Source organism: Myceligenerans halotolerans (assembly GCF_054782975.1).
The window spans coordinates 74,513-90,195 of the sequence record NZ_BAAGRL010000032.1; the positions used below are offsets into that span (position 1 = coordinate 74,513).

The 15,683-nt window shown below is 72.2% G+C and carries 15 protein-coding genes and 1 pseudogene; 8 read left to right on the top strand and 8 right to left on the bottom strand.

Translation table 11 applies throughout. The annotated features are described in order from the left end of the window. Nucleotides 1-205 precede the first annotated feature (205 nt). Together ACYVK5_RS19405 and ACYVK5_RS19410 are read left to right on the top strand one after the other, a co-directional pair. Complete coding sequence (locus tag ACYVK5_RS19405; RefSeq protein WP_460707612.1) at nt 206-1,750, top strand: hypothetical protein; 1,545 nt, start codon at nt 206-208, stop codon at nt 1,748-1,750. A 359-nt stretch (nt 1,751-2,109) separates the two neighbouring features. Continuing rightward, complete coding sequence (locus ACYVK5_RS19410) at nt 2,110-3,015, top strand: ATP-grasp domain-containing protein (protein ID WP_460707613.1); 906 nt, start codon at nt 2,110-2,112, stop codon at nt 3,013-3,015. Here ACYVK5_RS19410 and ACYVK5_RS19415 read toward each other — a convergent pair. Beyond that, on the bottom strand, nt 2,954-3,934 hold the full coding sequence (locus tag ACYVK5_RS19415; protein ID WP_460707614.1) for a DMT family transporter: 981 nt from the start codon (nt 3,932-3,934) through the stop codon (nt 2,954-2,956). The two genes, ACYVK5_RS19410 and ACYVK5_RS19415, sit on opposite strands and share 62 nt — an antisense overlap. Nucleotides 3,935-4,051: 117 nt before the next feature. On the opposite strand from ACYVK5_RS19415, the gene ACYVK5_RS19420 reads away from it, so the two are divergent. Next, nucleotides 4,052-5,023, top strand: a complete 972-nt coding sequence (locus ACYVK5_RS19420; protein WP_460707615.1) for a LysR family transcriptional regulator — start codon at nt 4,052-4,054, stop codon at nt 5,021-5,023. Here ACYVK5_RS19420 and ACYVK5_RS19425 read toward each other — a convergent pair. From ACYVK5_RS19425 to ACYVK5_RS19435, 3 genes are read right to left on the bottom strand one after another with little or no spacing between them, the layout of a single operon-like run. Next, nucleotides 4,956-5,747 carry an energy-coupling factor transporter transmembrane component T gene (locus ACYVK5_RS19425; RefSeq protein ID WP_460707616.1) on the bottom strand — a complete coding sequence of 264 codons (792 nt, stop codon included), beginning with the start codon at nt 5,745-5,747 and terminating at the stop codon, nt 4,956-4,958. The genes ACYVK5_RS19420 and ACYVK5_RS19425 overlap by 68 nt on opposite strands. Continuing rightward, the gene (locus tag ACYVK5_RS19430) at nt 5,744-7,636 is read right to left on the bottom strand and encodes an ABC transporter ATP-binding protein (protein WP_460707617.1); all 1,893 of its coding nucleotides are present in this window, start codon (nt 7,634-7,636) and stop codon (nt 5,744-5,746) included. The genes ACYVK5_RS19425 and ACYVK5_RS19430 overlap by 4 nt, the downstream gene beginning before the upstream one ends. A gap of 3 nt (nt 7,637-7,639) precedes the next feature. Further along, nucleotides 7,640-8,308 carry an ECF transporter S component gene (locus ACYVK5_RS19435; protein WP_460707618.1) on the bottom strand — a complete coding sequence of 223 codons (669 nt, stop codon included), beginning with the start codon at nt 8,306-8,308 and terminating at the stop codon, nt 7,640-7,642. Nucleotides 8,309-8,484: 176 nt separating this feature from the next. On the opposite strand from ACYVK5_RS19435, the gene ACYVK5_RS19440 reads away from it, so the two are divergent. Further along, on the top strand, nt 8,485-9,114 hold the full coding sequence (locus ACYVK5_RS19440; protein ID WP_460707619.1) for a superoxide dismutase: 630 nt from the start codon (nt 8,485-8,487) through the stop codon (nt 9,112-9,114). 54 nt (nt 9,115-9,168) lie between these two features. Beyond that, nucleotides 9,169-10,200: a DUF2157 domain-containing protein gene (locus ACYVK5_RS19445; RefSeq protein WP_460707620.1), complete on the top strand. Its 1,032-nt coding sequence runs from the start codon at nt 9,169-9,171 to the stop codon at nt 10,198-10,200. 11 nt (nt 10,201-10,211) lie between these two features. On the opposite strand, the gene ACYVK5_RS19450 is transcribed toward ACYVK5_RS19445, so the two are convergent. The 3 genes from ACYVK5_RS19450 to ACYVK5_RS19460 all read right to left on the bottom strand — a co-directional run bounded on the left by ACYVK5_RS19450 (nt 10,212) and on the right by ACYVK5_RS19460 (nt 12,311). Next, nucleotides 10,212-10,364 (bottom strand): hypothetical protein, encoded by a 153-nt coding sequence (locus ACYVK5_RS19450; protein WP_460707621.1) that lies wholly within the window; start codon nt 10,362-10,364, stop codon nt 10,212-10,214. A gap of 129 nt (nt 10,365-10,493) precedes the next feature. Beyond that, a complete protein-coding gene (locus tag ACYVK5_RS19455; RefSeq protein ID WP_460707622.1) occupies nt 10,494-11,189 on the bottom strand; it encodes an ABC transporter ATP-binding protein in 696 nt (231 codons plus the stop codon). Nucleotides 11,190-11,210: 21 nt separating this feature from the next. Continuing rightward, nucleotides 11,211-12,311: an ABC transporter permease gene (locus ACYVK5_RS19460; RefSeq protein WP_460707623.1), complete on the bottom strand. Its 1,101-nt coding sequence runs from the start codon at nt 12,309-12,311 to the stop codon at nt 11,211-11,213. 186 nt (nt 12,312-12,497) lie between these two features. On the opposite strand from ACYVK5_RS19460, the gene ACYVK5_RS19465 reads away from it, so the two are divergent. The 3 genes and pseudogenes from ACYVK5_RS19465 to ACYVK5_RS19475 form a co-directional block, all read left to right on the top strand. Continuing rightward, entirely contained in the window at nt 12,498-13,751 is a 1,254-nt protein-coding gene (locus ACYVK5_RS19465) for a sensor histidine kinase (RefSeq protein ID WP_460707624.1), read from the top strand. Continuing rightward, complete coding sequence (locus ACYVK5_RS19470) at nt 13,748-14,368, top strand: response regulator (protein ID WP_460707625.1); 621 nt, start codon at nt 13,748-13,750, stop codon at nt 14,366-14,368. Before ACYVK5_RS19465 ends, ACYVK5_RS19470 begins: the two co-directional genes overlap by 4 nt. Continuing rightward, nucleotides 14,365-14,679 (top strand): annotated as a pseudogene (locus ACYVK5_RS19475) (DUF3626 domain-containing protein); the annotation flags it as partial. The gene ACYVK5_RS19470 and the pseudogene ACYVK5_RS19475, both read left to right, overlap by 4 nt. Before the next feature lie 10 nt (nt 14,680-14,689). Here the strand turns inward: ACYVK5_RS19475 and ACYVK5_RS19480 are convergent. After that, nucleotides 14,690-15,616 carry a LysR family transcriptional regulator gene (locus tag ACYVK5_RS19480; protein WP_460707627.1) on the bottom strand — a complete coding sequence of 309 codons (927 nt, stop codon included), beginning with the start codon at nt 15,614-15,616 and terminating at the stop codon, nt 14,690-14,692. Nucleotides 15,617-15,683 lie beyond the last annotated feature (67 nt).

Sequence of the window (15,683 nt, forward strand, 5' to 3'; positions counted from 1 at the left end):
GGTTGAGTTCGGATGCTTCGGGCGGCAGGAACTACCACCTTCGAGTCCGACCACTGTGTGGGCAGGTGGTCCTGGAAGATCCCGTCGCCGTCGGGTGGTTTTCTTCCAGGGAGCTGGAAGTTTTCGCTCCGGTGATGACTGGCGAACGGGCGCTCCCTACAATTGCCACGAAGCCGCACGTCAACGGGCCGTCGAAGGGGCGGGCATGGCCACCAGCGCCAAGGCACGAAGAGAACAGCTCCGTGAGCACCTGCTTTCGCAAGGGCTCACGATGCGGCACGTAGCCTCGGAGATCGCCGGCACGTTCCGCGTCCGGCCGCGCACGGCCTGGCGGTACGCGATGGGCTGGCCCCAATGGAAGCTCGTGCAGCAGTTGCGCGCCGCCAACCCGGGCTTCCCGATCTCGGAGAGCCGGGTGAGCGAGTGGGAATCCTGGCCCTATGGCGGCGCGAAGCCATCGCTGACGATCCTCGGGGCGCTGGCTCACACCTTCGGTCACGGCTGTACCGTGGGCGACCTGCTGGACGAGGCCGACCTGGATTCCTACTCAACGCCTGAACGACATGTCCTGAACGGCGGCGCACTTCTCGCGGCGGGCGGGTCTGCTGCTCTTGTCCGCGCCTCTCCTGTCCAGGGGCCGCAGGACCGCCGTACCCATTTGGCCATAGGCCCGCCGATGGCCGTAGGCCCGCCGAGCGGGAGTGAAGTGGAAGGAGATTCCGACGTGGAACGCAGAGGCTTCATCGGCCTGGTTGCCAAGGCTGCGATGGTCGGCCTGACCGGTGCTGAGCTCGACCGAATCCGGATCGTTCCCCAGGCCGCGCCAGCGCCTGGTCGAATCGGAGACGCCGACGTCAGGAATTTGGAGAGCACCGTCGAGTTCTTCCGTGCACAAGACGATCAATTCGGCGGGGAGTCGGTCAGGTCGGCCGTAGGGGGCCATCTTCAGTGGGCGACACGAATGCTGGATTCCTCGACGTCCGACGATGTTCGTGACCGCTTGCGGTGCGCTCTCGCGGACCTGCATTCCCTGGCAGGCTGGGTGTCCTTCGACACCGGAGCACACAAGCAGGCCAACCGACACTTCGCCAACGCACTCGTTCTCGCCAAGGAGAGCAAGGAACACGCGCTCGCCGCGAAGGTTCTCTGGCAGATGGGTCGCGTCTACCTTCATCAGAAGGAACCTGAGAGCGCGCACAAGGTATTCCAGCTCGGGCAACTGGCGGCGCAAGACGCCAACTCCCCCCGAGCAGTCTCTCTGTTGTGCCTCGGCACGGCGTGGGCGCATGCTGATATAGGCAACGCTGAGCAGACCAAGAGCCTGCTCAGCCGTGCATCTGACGAGCTGGCCCGCGACACCAACCAGGCTACGCCGACATGGCTCAACTTCATGACGGCCGCCGAGATCGAAGGTGTATCTGGCATGGCCTACACGGCGCTGTCCGCGCACGACGCGTCCTTCGCCGAACTCGGGGCTCATCACGCGTCGCGTTCGTTCAAGATGCGCGACGACTCGGACGCACGTTCTCGCGCTTCAGATCTTATCGCCGTGGCCGCAAACAACCTTCGAGCCGGCAATGTCACAGAGGGAGTACGCATCGCCTCGGACGTCCTCCCCAGACTCGAATCCGTGCGTTCGTCTCGGCTGATGGACCGCCTGGCCTGGGTCCAGCAGGGCGCCAATCTCCACCCGCGCAACGGAGAAGCGCGCGAGCTTGCCGAACAAATCACCACTCTTCGCGCTGCCTGATGTGCAAGGCGCCTGGGGCCTTCGAGATGCTCAGGTTCGTGAAGCTCGGCTGAAGCGACGAAACGGCCGCGCCGCCAAGGTCCGCCACACGCTCCAGGCAGCACAGGCCTGAAGGAACCGGCGACCGAGCTGGGCCAACCGAGAAATCTCGTCGTCGTCGGGGCACGGGAGACATCCTCTCAGCAGCGCCATACAGCGCCATACAGCGCCACAAGTCAGGTGTCACCTATCCGTGCAGCAGCCCCGGCCTCAAGGAGGAAGGCAGACTCGCGGCGGCTTGATCCCGGACGTGACGATCACCGGACAGGGCGCGCTCCGCGCCGATTCCACGGGGCCACCGGGGCGCTACGTTGACGTCCGTGACCTCGCTCCTGCTCGTCCCGGCCGACCCGCTCGCGCCTCGGTTGCCCGATCTGCACTACGCCCGTGAGGCCGAGGCCGCCCGTGAGGCGGGCTGGGGCGCGGCGGTGGTGGATCATGACGTGCTGCTGGCGGGCGATCCCGGCGCGCTCCGCCGGGTTCCGGCACCTGGGCCCGACGCCGGGGACGACGCCGTGACGGCTTGGTACCGGGGATGGATGCTCCCCGCCCCGGCCTACGCACGCTTCGCGGCCATGCTGGCGTCGCGGGGCATCCACCTGGCCACCGATCCCGGCGCCTACCGGCGCGCCCACGAGCTGCCCGGCTGGTACGACGTGTTCACCGGCCTGACCCCGGCGAGTGCCTGGCTGCCGTGGGAGGCCGGCCGCACGCCGTCGTACGACGACGTCGCCGGTCTGACCGCGCCGCTCGGCGGCGGGCCCGGCGTGGTGAAGGACTACGTGAAGTCGCGCAAGCACGAGTGGCACGAGGCGTGCTTCGTGCCCGACCTCGCCGATATCGGGGCGGCGACTCGCGTGGTAGCCCGTCTGGTCGAGCTGCAGGACCAGGACCTGGTCGGCGGGATCGTCGCCCGCGCCTTCGAGTCGTTCCGGGCCGACGACGCCGGGCGCACCCGCGAGGCGCGTGTCTGGTGGGTCGGCGGTGAGCCTGCGCTGGTCACCTCACACCCCGACACGCCGGAATCCGCGCCCGAGGTTCCGGCCGGCGCACTCGACGACGTCGGCGAACGGGTCCGCGCACTCGGCACACCGTTCGTCACGACGGACCTGGCCGAGCGATCCGACGGCGCCTGGCGCGTCATCGAGGTCGGCGACGGCCAGGTCAGCGACCTGCCCGCCGGCCAGGACCCGTCACCGATCCTGCGCTCGCTCGCCCGCGCCTGACCACCACGGTCGCGACGGCGATCGCGGCCACGGTCAGGAGCATTCCGGTGTACTGCGCAGCTGCGGGCTGTTCATGCAGGACAAGCGTGCCGAGCACGACCGCCGCGACGGGCTGCAGGAGCATGATGGCGGCAGCCCGTCCTGCGGGCAGCCGGACGGAGCTGTACCCGATGAGGAGGAACGCCAGCACCTGGCCACCGAGCGCTACGGCCGTCAGCCACCACCAGGCGTGCGGGGTGAGCGCGAGATCGATGCCACCTGAGAGCGCTCCGACCGACCCGATGACGACGGCGGCCGCCGTCGTGGCGGCGCTGATAGGCGTGACGACCATCCGGCGGTCGACGTTGCTGGCGGGTCGGATGACGTACAGGAATCCTGCGTAGCAGACACCCGCGGTGATCCCCAGGACCGTCCCGCGCACCGGATGCGGCGCGCCCGGGTCCGCGTCGAGCAAGCCTCCGGTGAGAGCGAGGCCGACGATCATCACCGGCAACGCCACCAGGAACCGCCGCTGCAGGCGCTCGCCGCCGAAGATCCGGGCCAGGACCGGGAACGCCACCACCTGTATGCCGATCAGTACGGTCGCTACCGCCGCACCGGCGTCGAGGATGCTCTGCGTCCACATGAGGTAGTCCAGGCCGAGGAGGATGCCGGCGAGGGCGCCGAGGCCGATCATGCGCGCCGGTGGTCTGCCGTACCGCCGCCACTCCGGTACCGCGAGCGGAACGAGCACGGGCAGGGCCAGCGTGCACCGCAGGAAAGCCGCGGTGTCGGCGGTGGCACCGGAGAGCTTGATGAAAGTCGATGACGCGCCGACAAGCGCGCAGCCGAGCACGAGCACCAGCGTCACGGACATCTGGTTCGCCTCGGCAGGCCTGGGCTCCGCCCGGGTCTCGGCGGCGCGGGTCGCATGCGTCACTCGACGATCGTTCCAACCCCTACTGATAAACTCAATAGAGGAATACTTCGGAAAATCGATAAGCAAGGCTTTGTTTTAGCCGAACAGGGCTTTGTCCTGGCCGAACGGAGGCGCGCCATGCAGCAGTGGGACCGGCTGCGGGTCTTCGACGCCGTGGCGGAGCACGGTTCGGTCCGCGCCGCTGCCGAGGCGCTGTACGTCAGCGGCCCGGCGGTGAGCCAGCAACTGCGCAAGCTCGAGCGGGAGCTCGGCACCGCGCTGGTCGAACCGTCGGGCCGAGGAATCCGGCTCACGGCCGCGGGCGTCGTCCTCGCCCGGCATGCGCGGGCAGTACGCCAGGTCGTGCGGCAGGCCGACGACGAACTGGGGCAGATGTCGGAGGAGATCGGCGGGCGGCTGCGGATCGGCGGCGTGATGTCGGCGATCCGGACCGTCATCGGTCCAGCCGTCGCGAGCCTGGTCGCGGACCACCCGCGCGTCGAGCCCGTGATCGTGGACGGTGAGGCACCCGAGTTCGTCGAGATGCTGGCCGGGCGCCGGCTGGACGTCGCGATCGTCGAGAGCTGGGCGAGCAACAGCTTCCCGCAACTGTCCTCGCTGCGCGCCGAGCTGTTGCTCGACGAGCCGGTCGACCTGGCGGTTCCGGCGGGTCTCGCGCCGCGGCCGCGCAGCATCGTCGAGGCCGCCGATCATCCGTGGGTCGTCTGCCCGGCGGGCAGCGGGCCGTACACCACCGTCGTCGACGTCCTCCGGCATGCCGGTCTGGACCCCGACATCCGGTACGAGATCAGTTCCTACACGGGGCAGCTCGATCTGGTCGCCAGCGGGCTGGCGGTCGCGCTGGTACCGCGCCTCGCCCGGGTGGCCGCCGATCAGCGTGGGGTGGCCTTCGTCGCGCTGGAGGCGCCTCTGCGGCGCCGGCTCCACCTGGTCACTCGCGAGGACGACGAGCGACCGGTGGTCGCCGCGCTGCGTGCCGCCTTGCTGCGGCGCCGCGAGCTCGTCGGGGACGCGACACCCCTCAGCCCGCCGCGACCGGCAGCGGCAACCCCAGCACAGGCTGCGCGAACACCACCACCGCCGCCGTGACGGCCCAGCACACGCCGACGAACACGCCGTCGCGCCCCCGGAACGGCACGAGGTACCGCTCGGTCCGCGTGGCGTGCGCGCCGAACGCGCGGGCGTCCATGGCCAGCGCGACCCGCTCGGCGTGCCGGATCGCGCCCGCCAGCAGCGGAACGAGGTAGCCGGCCCAGCGCCGTAGCCCGGCCAGCGGGCCGCGCCCGCCGGCGACCCCGCGCACCCGGTGCGCGGCGCGGATGACCGCGAGCTCGTGCCCGAACCGGGGCACGAACCGGAACGCCGCGAACGCCGTGTACCCGATGCGGTACGGCACGCGCAGGTTCTGCACGACGGCGCGCACCAGGTCCGGTCCCGTCGTGGCGAACCCCGGCACGAGGACGACGGCGAGGAGCGCGCCGAGCCGCAGGGAGATCCCGAGCCCGGCGAGCCACGACCCGAGGGTGAACCGGTAGGACCCGGCCTCGATCAGAGTCGGCGTGCCCGGGATGGCGTCGGGATCGGCCCACAGCCCGAACGACACGGCCGCCACCAGCGTGAACGCGACCGGCAGCCCGAAGGCCAGCGGGGCGCGCCGCGCCGGTACGCGCGCCCCGAGGAGCAGGAGCGCGGTCGCGAGCACGAGGAGCACGAGCGGAGTGGAGAGGTCGCGCACGGCGACGAGCACGACGACCGCCGGAGCGACCGCTGCCACGACGGCGAGCGGGTTGAGCCGGTGGAGCAACCGGGTCACGCACGCACCGCCGTGAGGTCGGCGACGCGGGTGACGGAACGCCACTCCGGGTGCCGGGCCAGCCCCCGGGTGGCCTCGGCCAGTGGCGGCAGGCGCAGCCCGGCATCGAGCAGGGCGTCGCCCGCCAAGACGTGTTCGGTACGGTCGTGGGCGACCAGCCGGCCGTCGCGCAGCACCGCCACGTGGCTCGCGTGGTCGGCGACGAGCTGCAGGTCGTGGGTGACGACGAGCACCGTGGTGCCGCTCGCGTTGAGGCCCGCGAGGATCTCCAGGAGCTCCGCGGCGCGCTCGCGGTCCTGCCCGAACGTCGGCTCGTCCAGGACGAGCACCTCCGCGCCCGCGATGAGCGCGGTCCCTACCGACAGCCGGCGCTTCTGCCCGCCGGAGAGCAGGAACGGGTGCCGGTCGCGGTGCTCCCCGAGCCCGAACCGGGTGAGCATCTCCTCGACACGCTCGGCGATCCGGGCAGCGGGCACACGCTGCACCTCCAGCGCGTGGGCGAGTTCCTCGGCCACGGTGTACCGCACGAACTGGTGCTCGGGGTTCTGGAACACGAACCCGACCCGCCGGGCGAGTTCCCGCACGTTCGCGCGAGCGGGGTCGAGCCCGGCGACCGTCACCGTGCGCCGGGGTGGGGGAGTGACGCCCGCGATGGCACGCAGCAGCGTGGTCTTCCCGGCGCCGTTCGTGCCGACGACGGCGACGAAATCTCCCCGGCGCACCGTCAGCGACACGTCGTCGAGCACGGTCGTGCGGCGCGGGCCGCCGGTCCGGGTGGGCGCATGCCGCATGACCGTCAGGTGCGCGACGTCGACGACGACGTCGTCGGCCCGCGAGGGACCGGACGCACGGCCCGGGGCCGGCGACGATGAAGCCATGCCCGACGGCTGAGCCGGGCCGGCCGGAAGCCCGGGGTTCGGCAGCGGCAGCGGTCCGGGCAGCCGCGCGGGGGATGATCCGGCTGGTCGGGTCGCCGTCGCCGGTTGCGACGGCACTGCTCTCGGTGCGGGCGGCGGCAGCGCCGGGACCGCGTCGAGCGCCGCGTCCATTGCTGCCGTCAGTTCGGCCGGTGTGAGCGGCAACCCGTCGAACGGCACCCCGGCCGCACGCAGGTGCCAGGCGGCGAGCGTCGCGACGGGCAGCCAGACGCCGAGGTCCATGAGCTCACCGGCCCGCCCGGCCAGGATCTCGCGCGCGGTGCCGGTCAGCGCGGTGCGCCCGTTCCGGTCGAGCACGACGACCCGGTCGACGAGGCCCGCGCAGGCGTCGAGGTCGTGCTCGACGAGCAGCACGCCGTGATCGCCGTCGGACACCAGGTCGCGCAGCGTCGCGTACACCTCTTCGGTACCGACCGGATCGAGGTTCGCCGTCGGCTCGTCGAGGACCAGCAGCGGGGCGCCGAGCGCGAGGGCGCAGGCGATCGCCAGTCGCTGGCGGCCCCCGCCGGACAGGGTGTCCGGGTTGTCGTGGCGGCGCTCCCAGAGGCCGGTGCGGCGTAGCGCGTCCTCCCCGCGGGCGAGCACCTCGTCGACGGGCAGCCGTTGGTTCTCCGGGCCGAAGCACACCTCGTCCAGGACGGTGCCGGCGATCAGTCCGACGTCCGGGTCCTGGAACACCATGCCGACCCGGGCGGCGACCTGGGGCGTCGGCGTGGTGCCGGGATCGGTTCCACCCCCGACGAGAAGGCTTCCGCTCACCGTGGCGGGCACGGACTGCGGGACCAGCCCGTTGGCCGCGAGCGCGAGCGTGGACTTGCCGCAGCCGCTCGGCCCGAGCAGCAGCACGACCTCGCCGGGCTCGACGGCGAGGGTGGCGTCGCCGGGTGTGGCGACGGCGGCGCCGTCGTACCGGATCGTGACGTGGTCGGCCAGGAGCAGGGGCGTCGGCATGTGTTACTCGGTGGCGGTCGCGTCGCCGCGTGCGGGCGCGGTTGCGTGTCCGACGGCGTCGGCGGGTGCGCCGGTGGATCCCGCGGCGCTGGTCGATCCTCTGACCCCGCCCGTCCCGCCGACGATCCCCGCCCTGCGCAGGCTCGTGGCCGTGCGCAGGGAGAGGGCGGTGAGTCCGAGCGCGAGGGCGACGGTCGCCACGACCAGGAGCGTCGAGAGCCATCCCGTGATCTCGGAGGGGTCGATGGCGCCGGCCGCGAGCGTGGGGGCGAGGTAGCCCACGCTGAGCAGCAGCGCCCCCACCGGGAAGGCGATCCAGAAGAACCTGTCGCTCCAGCGCCGGTACAGGGCGACGGCGAACGGCAGCTCCAGCAGCAGCCCGATGACCAGGAAGTTCACGAGCTGCGCCACCCCGAACGGGGAGGCGAGGTTGATCACGCCGGAGAACACGGACGTGAGCAGGGCGATTCCTGGCCGGCGGAACAGGGCCATCGCGACGAACGAGCCGAGCGCCCAGGCGGGGGTGGTTGCTGCGTAGATCGCGTAGGTCAGGCTGCTGGGCGGCAGGCCGACGAGGGCGTAGTTCAGCCCGACGACGAGCAGGCCGCCCGCCGCGCCGATGGCGGCGGTGCTGAGCAGCAGGCGGGTCGAGTAGCGCGAGATGAGGGTCATGGCGACTCCGGGCGGTCGATGGGGGTGAGGCGAGCCTTACCTTAGACGACGGAGGGGGGTTGTGGCAGCGGGCCGGACGCCGCGTCCAGTGGCGAGCGTCACCGTTGACCTGAATGCTGGTTGAGGTCCTAGCGTGGCGAACGTCCACGACGACACAACGGACGAGAGGATCAGCGATGCCTGCCTACACCCTGCCGGACCTGCCCTACGACTACTCCGCCCTGGAGCCGCACATCAGCGGCCGCATCATGGAACTGCACCACGACAAGCACCACGCCGCCTACGTGGCGGGGGCCAACGCCGCGCTGGACGCGCTGGCCGAGTCCCGCGCGACCGGTGACCTCGCGGCCGTCAACCTGCACGAGAAGAACCTGGCGTTCCACCTCGGCGGCCACGTCAACCACACGATCTTCTGGAACAACCTGTCCCCGGACGGCGGCGGCGCGCCCGACGGCGAGCTGGCGGCCGCGATCACGGAGTTCTTCGGGTCGTTCGCGGCGTTCCAGGCGCAGTTCGCGGCGGTGGCGACGGGCATCCAGGGCTCGGGCTGGTCCGTGCTTGCCTGGGACGTGGTGGGGGAGCGCCTCTCGGTGTTCCAGCTGTTCGACCAGCAGGCGAACCTGCCGGCCGGCACCGTGCCGCTCCTGATGCTGGACATGTGGGAGCACGCGTTCTACCTGGACTACCTCAACGTGAAGGCGGACTACGTCAAGGCGTTCTGGAACATCGCGAACTGGCAGGACGTCGCCGCCCGGCTCGACCGCGCCCGCTCCGCGACACAGGGCCTTCTGACGCCGGCCGTGTGACCGCGAGCGGGACTTTCGTGGTCGCGGCGGGAAGCGTCTGCCATGATCACGCGCATGAGAAACTCAGCCCGCACGTCCGCGGGTCACCCTCCTGCCGCCGACCCCGTCCCGGCAACCCGCCTCGCCGAATGGGTCGACGCGGGCATCATCACGCAGGAGCAGGCCGACCGCGTCGCCGCTCACGAGCGTGCCCGGGCGGCCCGGGCGGACGCGACGCCCGCGGCCCGCCGATCGCTGCTCGTCGAGGCGCTCGGTTACGTCGGCGGCGTGATCATCCTGGTGGCGGCCATACTGCTGGCCACCCAGTTCTGGGAGGACTTCGGCGTGGCCGGCCGCGTGGCCGTGCTCGGCGGGGCCTTCGTGGTGTTGCTCGTCGCCGGTATCGCCGTACCCCGGCAGGCGGGCGACCAGGGGATCCGCCTGCGGGCCGTGCTCTGGGCGGGAGCCACGGGCGCGTTCGCCGGGTTCATGGGGCTGCTCACGTCGGAGGTCTTCTTCGAGATCAACGACCACGAGACCCACGACGGCACGAGCTTCCTGATCACCAGCGCCGCCACCGCCGTCGTCGCCGTGGCGCTCTGGTGGCTCCGGCCGACGGCCCTGCAGCACCTCGTGGCTCTGGTGGCCCTGGCCACCGCGGTGGAGGCGACGATCGACCAGGTCAGCGACTACGGCTATCCGACCGGGATCGGCGTCTGGGCCCTGGGCCTGGTGTGGTTCGTGCTCGCATACTTCGGCGTGCTCCGTCCGCGCAGGTTCGCGCTCGGGCTCGGGGCGTCCTTGGCGATCTTCGGGGCGCTGCTGCTCTCGTTCGCGACCGACGACGCCGGGCTCGTGGTGACGCTGGCCACGGCCGCGGCGATCGCCGTGATGGCAGTCGTGATGACGGATCTGGTGCTTCTGGGGATCGGCGCCGCGGGGCTGCTCATCGCCCTGCCGTGGTCCTTCTCGACGTGGTTCGGCGGCACCCTCGCCGCCCTGGTCGCGCTGCTCGGAGCGGGGGTGCTCCTGGTCGTGGCCGCGATCTGGATCGCGCGGCGGCGGCACACGCCGGACACCCAGGAGACGCCCGGTAGGCAGGGGTAGCCCGAGCGCCGTTACCGGCCCGTCCGGGAGAAGCCCTCCCGGTTCCGCAGCCGCCGGATCGGGCTGAACCAGACGATCACCGGTGCCAGGAGCAGGACGAACGCGGAGGCGAGGAGGACCGTCCGCGTCCCGGCGGTCCCGGCGGTCCCGGCGGTCTCGGCCACGACGCCCGCGACCAGCCCGCCCAGCGGGATCGCGGCAGCTGACTGAGGAGCGCGGGCTCCGTCGACGAGATGCTGGACGCGGTCCGGAGCGTCGCCGCGGCACCGGGCTGAGCCGAGACGGCCGCCGTCTCAGCGTGTGCCGATCCACGCGTCCTGCTCGATCCGCGCGTCGAGCATGCGGACCGTGGCGTCGACCGTCGCCAGCGTGGCCGCGTCGTGCGAGACCAGCAGGGTCGCCGCGCCGGTCTCGCGGGCCAGGCCCGTGATGAGCTCGACCACTCGGGTGCCGCGTTCGTGGTCGAGCGCTGACGTCGGCTCGTCCACGAGCAGCACCTGCGGGCGCCCGACCAGCGCCCGCGCGATCGCAACCCGCTGCCGCTGCCCGCCGGACAACTGTGCCGGCCGCCGGTCGCGCAGGTCCGCGACACCGACGGCGTCCAGCAGTTCCAGGGCGCGCTCGCGCACGCTCGTCGGCCGGCGCCCGCGCAGATGGGCGTGCAGCTCGAGCTGCTCGAGCGCGGTGAGCGAGCCGAGCAGCTGCGGAGACTGGAAGACCATGCCGATGCGCTCGAGCCGCACGCGGGTCGTCTCCGCCACCGTCGTGGTGGGGGTGAAGACGATCCCGCCGCCGATCGCCACCGTGCCATGGCTGGGGCGGGTGAGTCCGGCGGCCACGGCCAGCAGGCTGGACTTCCCCGCCCCGGACGGACCCAGCAGGGCGGTGGTCGTGCCGGCCGGCACGGTGAGGTCGACGCCGTCAACGGCGGTGAGCGTGGTGTCGCCGTCGGGGTAGATGAGAGTGATGCTCTCCAGATGCAGGTCCATCGGTGTCTCCTTCGGGGATCCTCAGCGGGCGGCGAGCGCGGCGTGCGGGTCGACGCGGGCGATCCGGGCCACGGCCACCCCGGCGCCGGCCAGGCCGAGCACGACGAGGCTCGCGGCCGGCGTCAGGATCGTGGCGGTGGTGATGTCGACCGGGATGGCGGGCGGCAGCAGCGAGGCCCCGGCGACGGCCATCCCGGTGCCGATCGCCACGCCACAGGCCAGCAGCACCGCGGCCTGCCCCAGGGCGTCGCGCAGCAGGTACCCGGTGGACCCGCCGAGCGCCTTGAGCACGGCGATGTCGCCGGTGCGGCCGATGGTCCAGACGGTGAAGAACGCACCGACCACCAGGGCGGAGATGGCCAGCAGGAATGCCTGCATGATCGTCAGCGACGTGTTCTCGCCGGCGAAGGACGGCACCGCGGAGCGGGCGTCAGACGTTGTGACCGTCGTTGTGCCCAGGGCGTCGTCCGCGGTGGCCAGCGCGTCGTCGTCGGCTCCCGACGTGGTCAGCGCGATGACCGTCGCCACCGGGCCGTCGTCCGGGTCGGCGGGGCCGCGTGCCCCGATCGCCTGCCAGTCGTCCAGGTTCGTCCAGACGACCGGCGTGTGGGAGAAGGACCCGTCGGCGCCGACCGTCGCCGCGACCGTCAGCTCACTGTCGCCGAGGGTGACCGCGTCGCCGGTTCGCACGCCCAACTCGTCCGCCGCGCCGGGCGTGAGGACGACCGTGCCGGGGCCGACGTCGCCCGCGTCCCACGGCACCAGGTTCGTGCCCTCCGCCACGCCGAGCGCCGTGACCGACGCCGTCGTGCTGTCCGACTCGGCGCGGGTGGTCGCCACGCCTAGCGGGGCAGCGGACTCGACGCCCGGCGTACGCGTCCACGCCTCCCACTGGTCGGAGGTCACGCGGGATGCGGTGAACCCGGGCGCGTGGTCGTCGGCGGGCATGGAGAACGCGACGTGATCGACCGGTAGATCCGTCAGGGCGGACGTGGAGTCGCGCGCCAGCCCCGCCGTCAGGGACGCCAGGAACGTCGCCAGGAAGGTGATCAGCACGATCACCACGGACATCACGGCGAAGCGGCCACGAGCATGCGCCAGATCGCGCAGGGCGACGAACACGAGATACCTCCATACGGAACGGGGGCCCGGAGCAGCCGCCGGACCCGGCGTCGGGCATGCTCCAGCCTCCGCCCGGACGAGTGCGGAATCATCGGGACCCGGAGTGATCGTGCGACGCCGAAGGGCGGACGGACAGATCATCCGTTCGGACGATGCGCCCGCGCGACGGCTGGCTATCGTGGACGGGTGATCCGCCGCCACCCCGTCCTCCCGGCGACCCGGGGACTCGTCGTGGGGCTCGATGTCCTGCTGGTGACGCTGGTGGTGATCGCCGTCGTCCAGGCCCCTCCAGGAGGCGGACGGCCCGCGGTGGCCGCCGCCGGAGCGTTCCTCGCGATCTACGTGTGGGGGCGCGCCGTCGTGCGCATGCACGAGCGTGCGGTCGACGCCCCCAGGGGCACATGGTGGCCCGACGCCGCATGGATCTGCGCGCTCACGATCGTATGGGTGCTGCTGCTGTGGCTGTCGTCGGCGGCGCTGTGGGTCGCATTCCCGCTCATGCTCCTGCACATGCACGTGCTGGGGCCGCATCGAGGGGTTCTCGCCGTGGTGCTGACCGCCGCGGTGGCGGTCGTCGAGGGACTCCTCGTGCGGGCCGGTGACGGGCCGTGGACCGGGTACGTCCTGGGCCCCCTGCTCGGCGCGGGCGTCGCCGTGGGAGTGGTGCTCGGCATCGAGGCGTTCGTCCGCGAGTCGCAGTCGCGGCAGCGCACGGTGGACGAGCTGACGCAGGCCCGCCGCCACCTCGCGCAGGCCGAGCGGGAACGCGCCGTCACCGACGAGCGCGCGCGCCTCGCCCGCGACATCCACGACACGCTCGCGCAGTCCCTCTCGGCGATCGAGCTGCTGCTGCGCGCGGCGGAGGGCGCCGTCGGTTCCGACGAGGCCAAGGCGCGGGCGCTCGTCGGTCAGACGCGCTCCGCCGCGCGGGACAGCCTGGCCGAGGCCCGGCGCGTCGTCCAGGACCTCACGCCGGCCGACCTGGACCGCACCACCCTGCCGGCCGCGATACGGCGGGTCGCCGAACGGACCGCCGGCACACCGGACGACGCCGCCTCCACCGGCACCCCGCGGCCGCTCGCGGTCATGGTGCGTACCAGCGGCACCGTGCGCCCCTTGCCCGTACCACTGGAGACCGCGCTGCTGCGCATCGCCCAGTCGGCGCTCGCGAACGTCGCCGAGCACGCCGACGCCGCCCGCGCCCAGGTGACCTTGACCTATGAGGCCGACAGCGTCACCCTCGACGTCGTCGACGACGGCAAGGGCTTCGATCCCGCGGCGACGGGAACCGGCCGGAGGACCGGCCGCGGCTTCGGCATCCCCGCCATCCGCTCGCGCGTGCAGGAGCTCGGTGGCACGCTCGCGCTGGAGACCAGCCCCGGCGGCGGCACCGCCCTGGCGGCCACCCTGCCGATCCGACCCCTGGAGGATCCCTCGTGATCGACGTCGTCCTCGCCGACGACCACCCGGTGGTCCGTGCGGGGCTGCGCGCCGTGATCGACGGTCAGCCCGACATGCGGGTCGTGCACGAGACCCCGACCGCCGAAGACCTCATCCGCTGGCTCGACGACGGCGGCCGGCCCGACGTCATCCTCCTCGACCTGCGCTTCGGCGACACGCGCATGGGCGGCGCCCAGGCCACCGGAACCATCGCCCGGCGCCACGCCACGCCCGTACTCGTCATCACCACCTACGGCACCGATGCCGACATCCTCGCCGCCGTCGAGGCCGGCGCCACCGGCTACCTCCTCAAGGACGCCCCCACCGAGGAACTCGCGCGCGCCATTCGCTCCGCCGCGGCCGGCGAGGTCGCACTCGGCGCCGACGTCCAGCGGCGACTGCTCGGGCGCATGCGGGCCCCCGCCCTCAACCTCAGCGCGCGGGAGCTGGAGGTGTTGCGACTCGTCGCGGCCGGACGGTCCAACGAGGCGGTGGCCCGCGAGCTGTTCGTGTCCGTGGCGACCGTGAAGTCCCACCTCGCGCACATCAACACCAAGCTCGGCACCCAGTCCCGCACCGAGGCCGCCGCCACGGCCCGCGACCGCGGCATGCTGTGAAAGTCGACGCCGGTGGCACGAACTTCCACCCCGACCGCGCCATCCCGGACAGCAAGGAGACGCTCATCGAGCGGCTCGCGCACGACGGCTTCTGGCGCTCGCAGTTCGAGACCGGCACCTCCAACGGTGGCCTGACGGCGCACCCCGGCGGTGACCGCCGGCGGTGGGAGGCACGGCTGTTCACCGGAAAGTACGACGACGGCCCCGCCCACGCGCGTCCCAAGTACGGCGTGCTGAACCGCCTTGGCCGTACGACGGGCGGCTCACCGCGCTTCGGCTCGGCACATCTCCGGCTGCGACCGGAAGCGACTACGTCGAGGCTCACGTGCACGGCCCGACGGCGACCGCCTCCGCATGGGCCTCGCGGCAGGCCGGCGGATCCCGGACCAGCTCGACGAGGTGCGGCGCCGGCGAGTCCGCCGCCCACGGCGCGGTCACCAGCGACACTACCCAGTCCGGCCCCACCTCACCTCGCAGCGGCACCGTCGTGAGCGACGCCGCCTGCGGCTTCGCCGCCACGTGCCGGGGGACGACGGCGACGCCGAGCCCGCGCCTGACCAGATCGAGCAGCGTGTGGACGTCGTTCACCGCGAAACGCACTCGTCGGTGCACCCGCCGGGCCTCGAACGCCGTGTCGTTGAGCCGCCGCATCCCCCACGACGCGTGGAAGTCGATGAAGCTCTCCCGGGCGAGCTCGCCGTGCTCCACCGACGTACGCACACCGAGCGGATGCCCCGGGGGCAGCACCGCGACCAGCGCCTCGTGCCCGATACGCGTGCTGGACAGCGAGCCGAACTGCTCGGTCCCGGCGACGAAGGCGACGTCGAGCCGGCGCTCGCGGATTCCCGTGAGGAGGTCGTCGGAGCCGGCCTGGGTGAACTCGACCTCGACGCGCGGGTGGCGCCGGTGGAACCGTTCGAGCACCGTGGGCACGTCCACGAGGCCGAGGCACTGCTCCGCGCCCACCCGCAGCTGCCCGGACAGTTCGTGGGAGACGTGGACGACGGCGTCGCGCGCGGCCGCGGCCTGGCCGAGCATCGAGCGGGCGAACGGCAGGAGCGCCGCCCCGGCCTCGGTGGGCTCCACCTTGCGCGTGGTCCGGTCGAAGAGCTTGGTGCCCAGCTCGTCCTCCAGGCTGCGGATGGCGGCCGAGAGCCCCGACTGCGAGACTCCGGTGAGGTCCGCGGCCCGGGTGAACTGACGCTCCTCGGCCAGCGCGACGAGGTACTCGAGCTGTCGCAGCTCCATTGACAAGTCCTTCTTCTGGGAGTCATGAGTTGAAGTTGTTGGACTTCTAGGCTATCGCTCTCTAGTG

What these genes read in the sequence shown, in the direction of transcription:
- ACYVK5_RS19405 (WP_460707612.1), top strand. Translation starts at nt 206, where the DNA reads ATGGCCACCAGCGCCAAGGCACGAAGAGAACAGCTCCGTGAGCACCTG.
- ACYVK5_RS19420 (WP_460707615.1), top strand. Translation starts at nt 4,052, where the DNA reads ATGCAGCAGTGGGACCGGCTGCGGGTCTTCGACGCCGTGGCGGAGCAC.
- ACYVK5_RS19430 (WP_460707617.1), bottom strand. Translation starts at nt 7,636, where the DNA reads ATGCCGACGCCCCTGCTCCTGGCCGACCACGTCACGATCCGGTACGAC.
- ACYVK5_RS19435 (WP_460707618.1), bottom strand. Translation starts at nt 8,308, where the DNA reads ATGACCCTCATCTCGCGCTACTCGACCCGCCTGCTGCTCAGCACCGCC.
- ACYVK5_RS19440 (WP_460707619.1), top strand. Translation starts at nt 8,485, where the DNA reads ATGCCTGCCTACACCCTGCCGGACCTGCCCTACGACTACTCCGCCCTG.
- ACYVK5_RS19445 (WP_460707620.1), top strand. Translation starts at nt 9,169, where the DNA reads ATGAGAAACTCAGCCCGCACGTCCGCGGGTCACCCTCCTGCCGCCGAC.
- ACYVK5_RS19455 (WP_460707622.1), bottom strand. Translation starts at nt 11,189, where the DNA reads ATGGACCTGCATCTGGAGAGCATCACTCTCATCTACCCCGACGGCGAC.
- ACYVK5_RS19480 (WP_460707627.1), bottom strand. Translation starts at nt 15,616, where the DNA reads ATGGAGCTGCGACAGCTCGAGTACCTCGTCGCGCTGGCCGAGGAGCGT.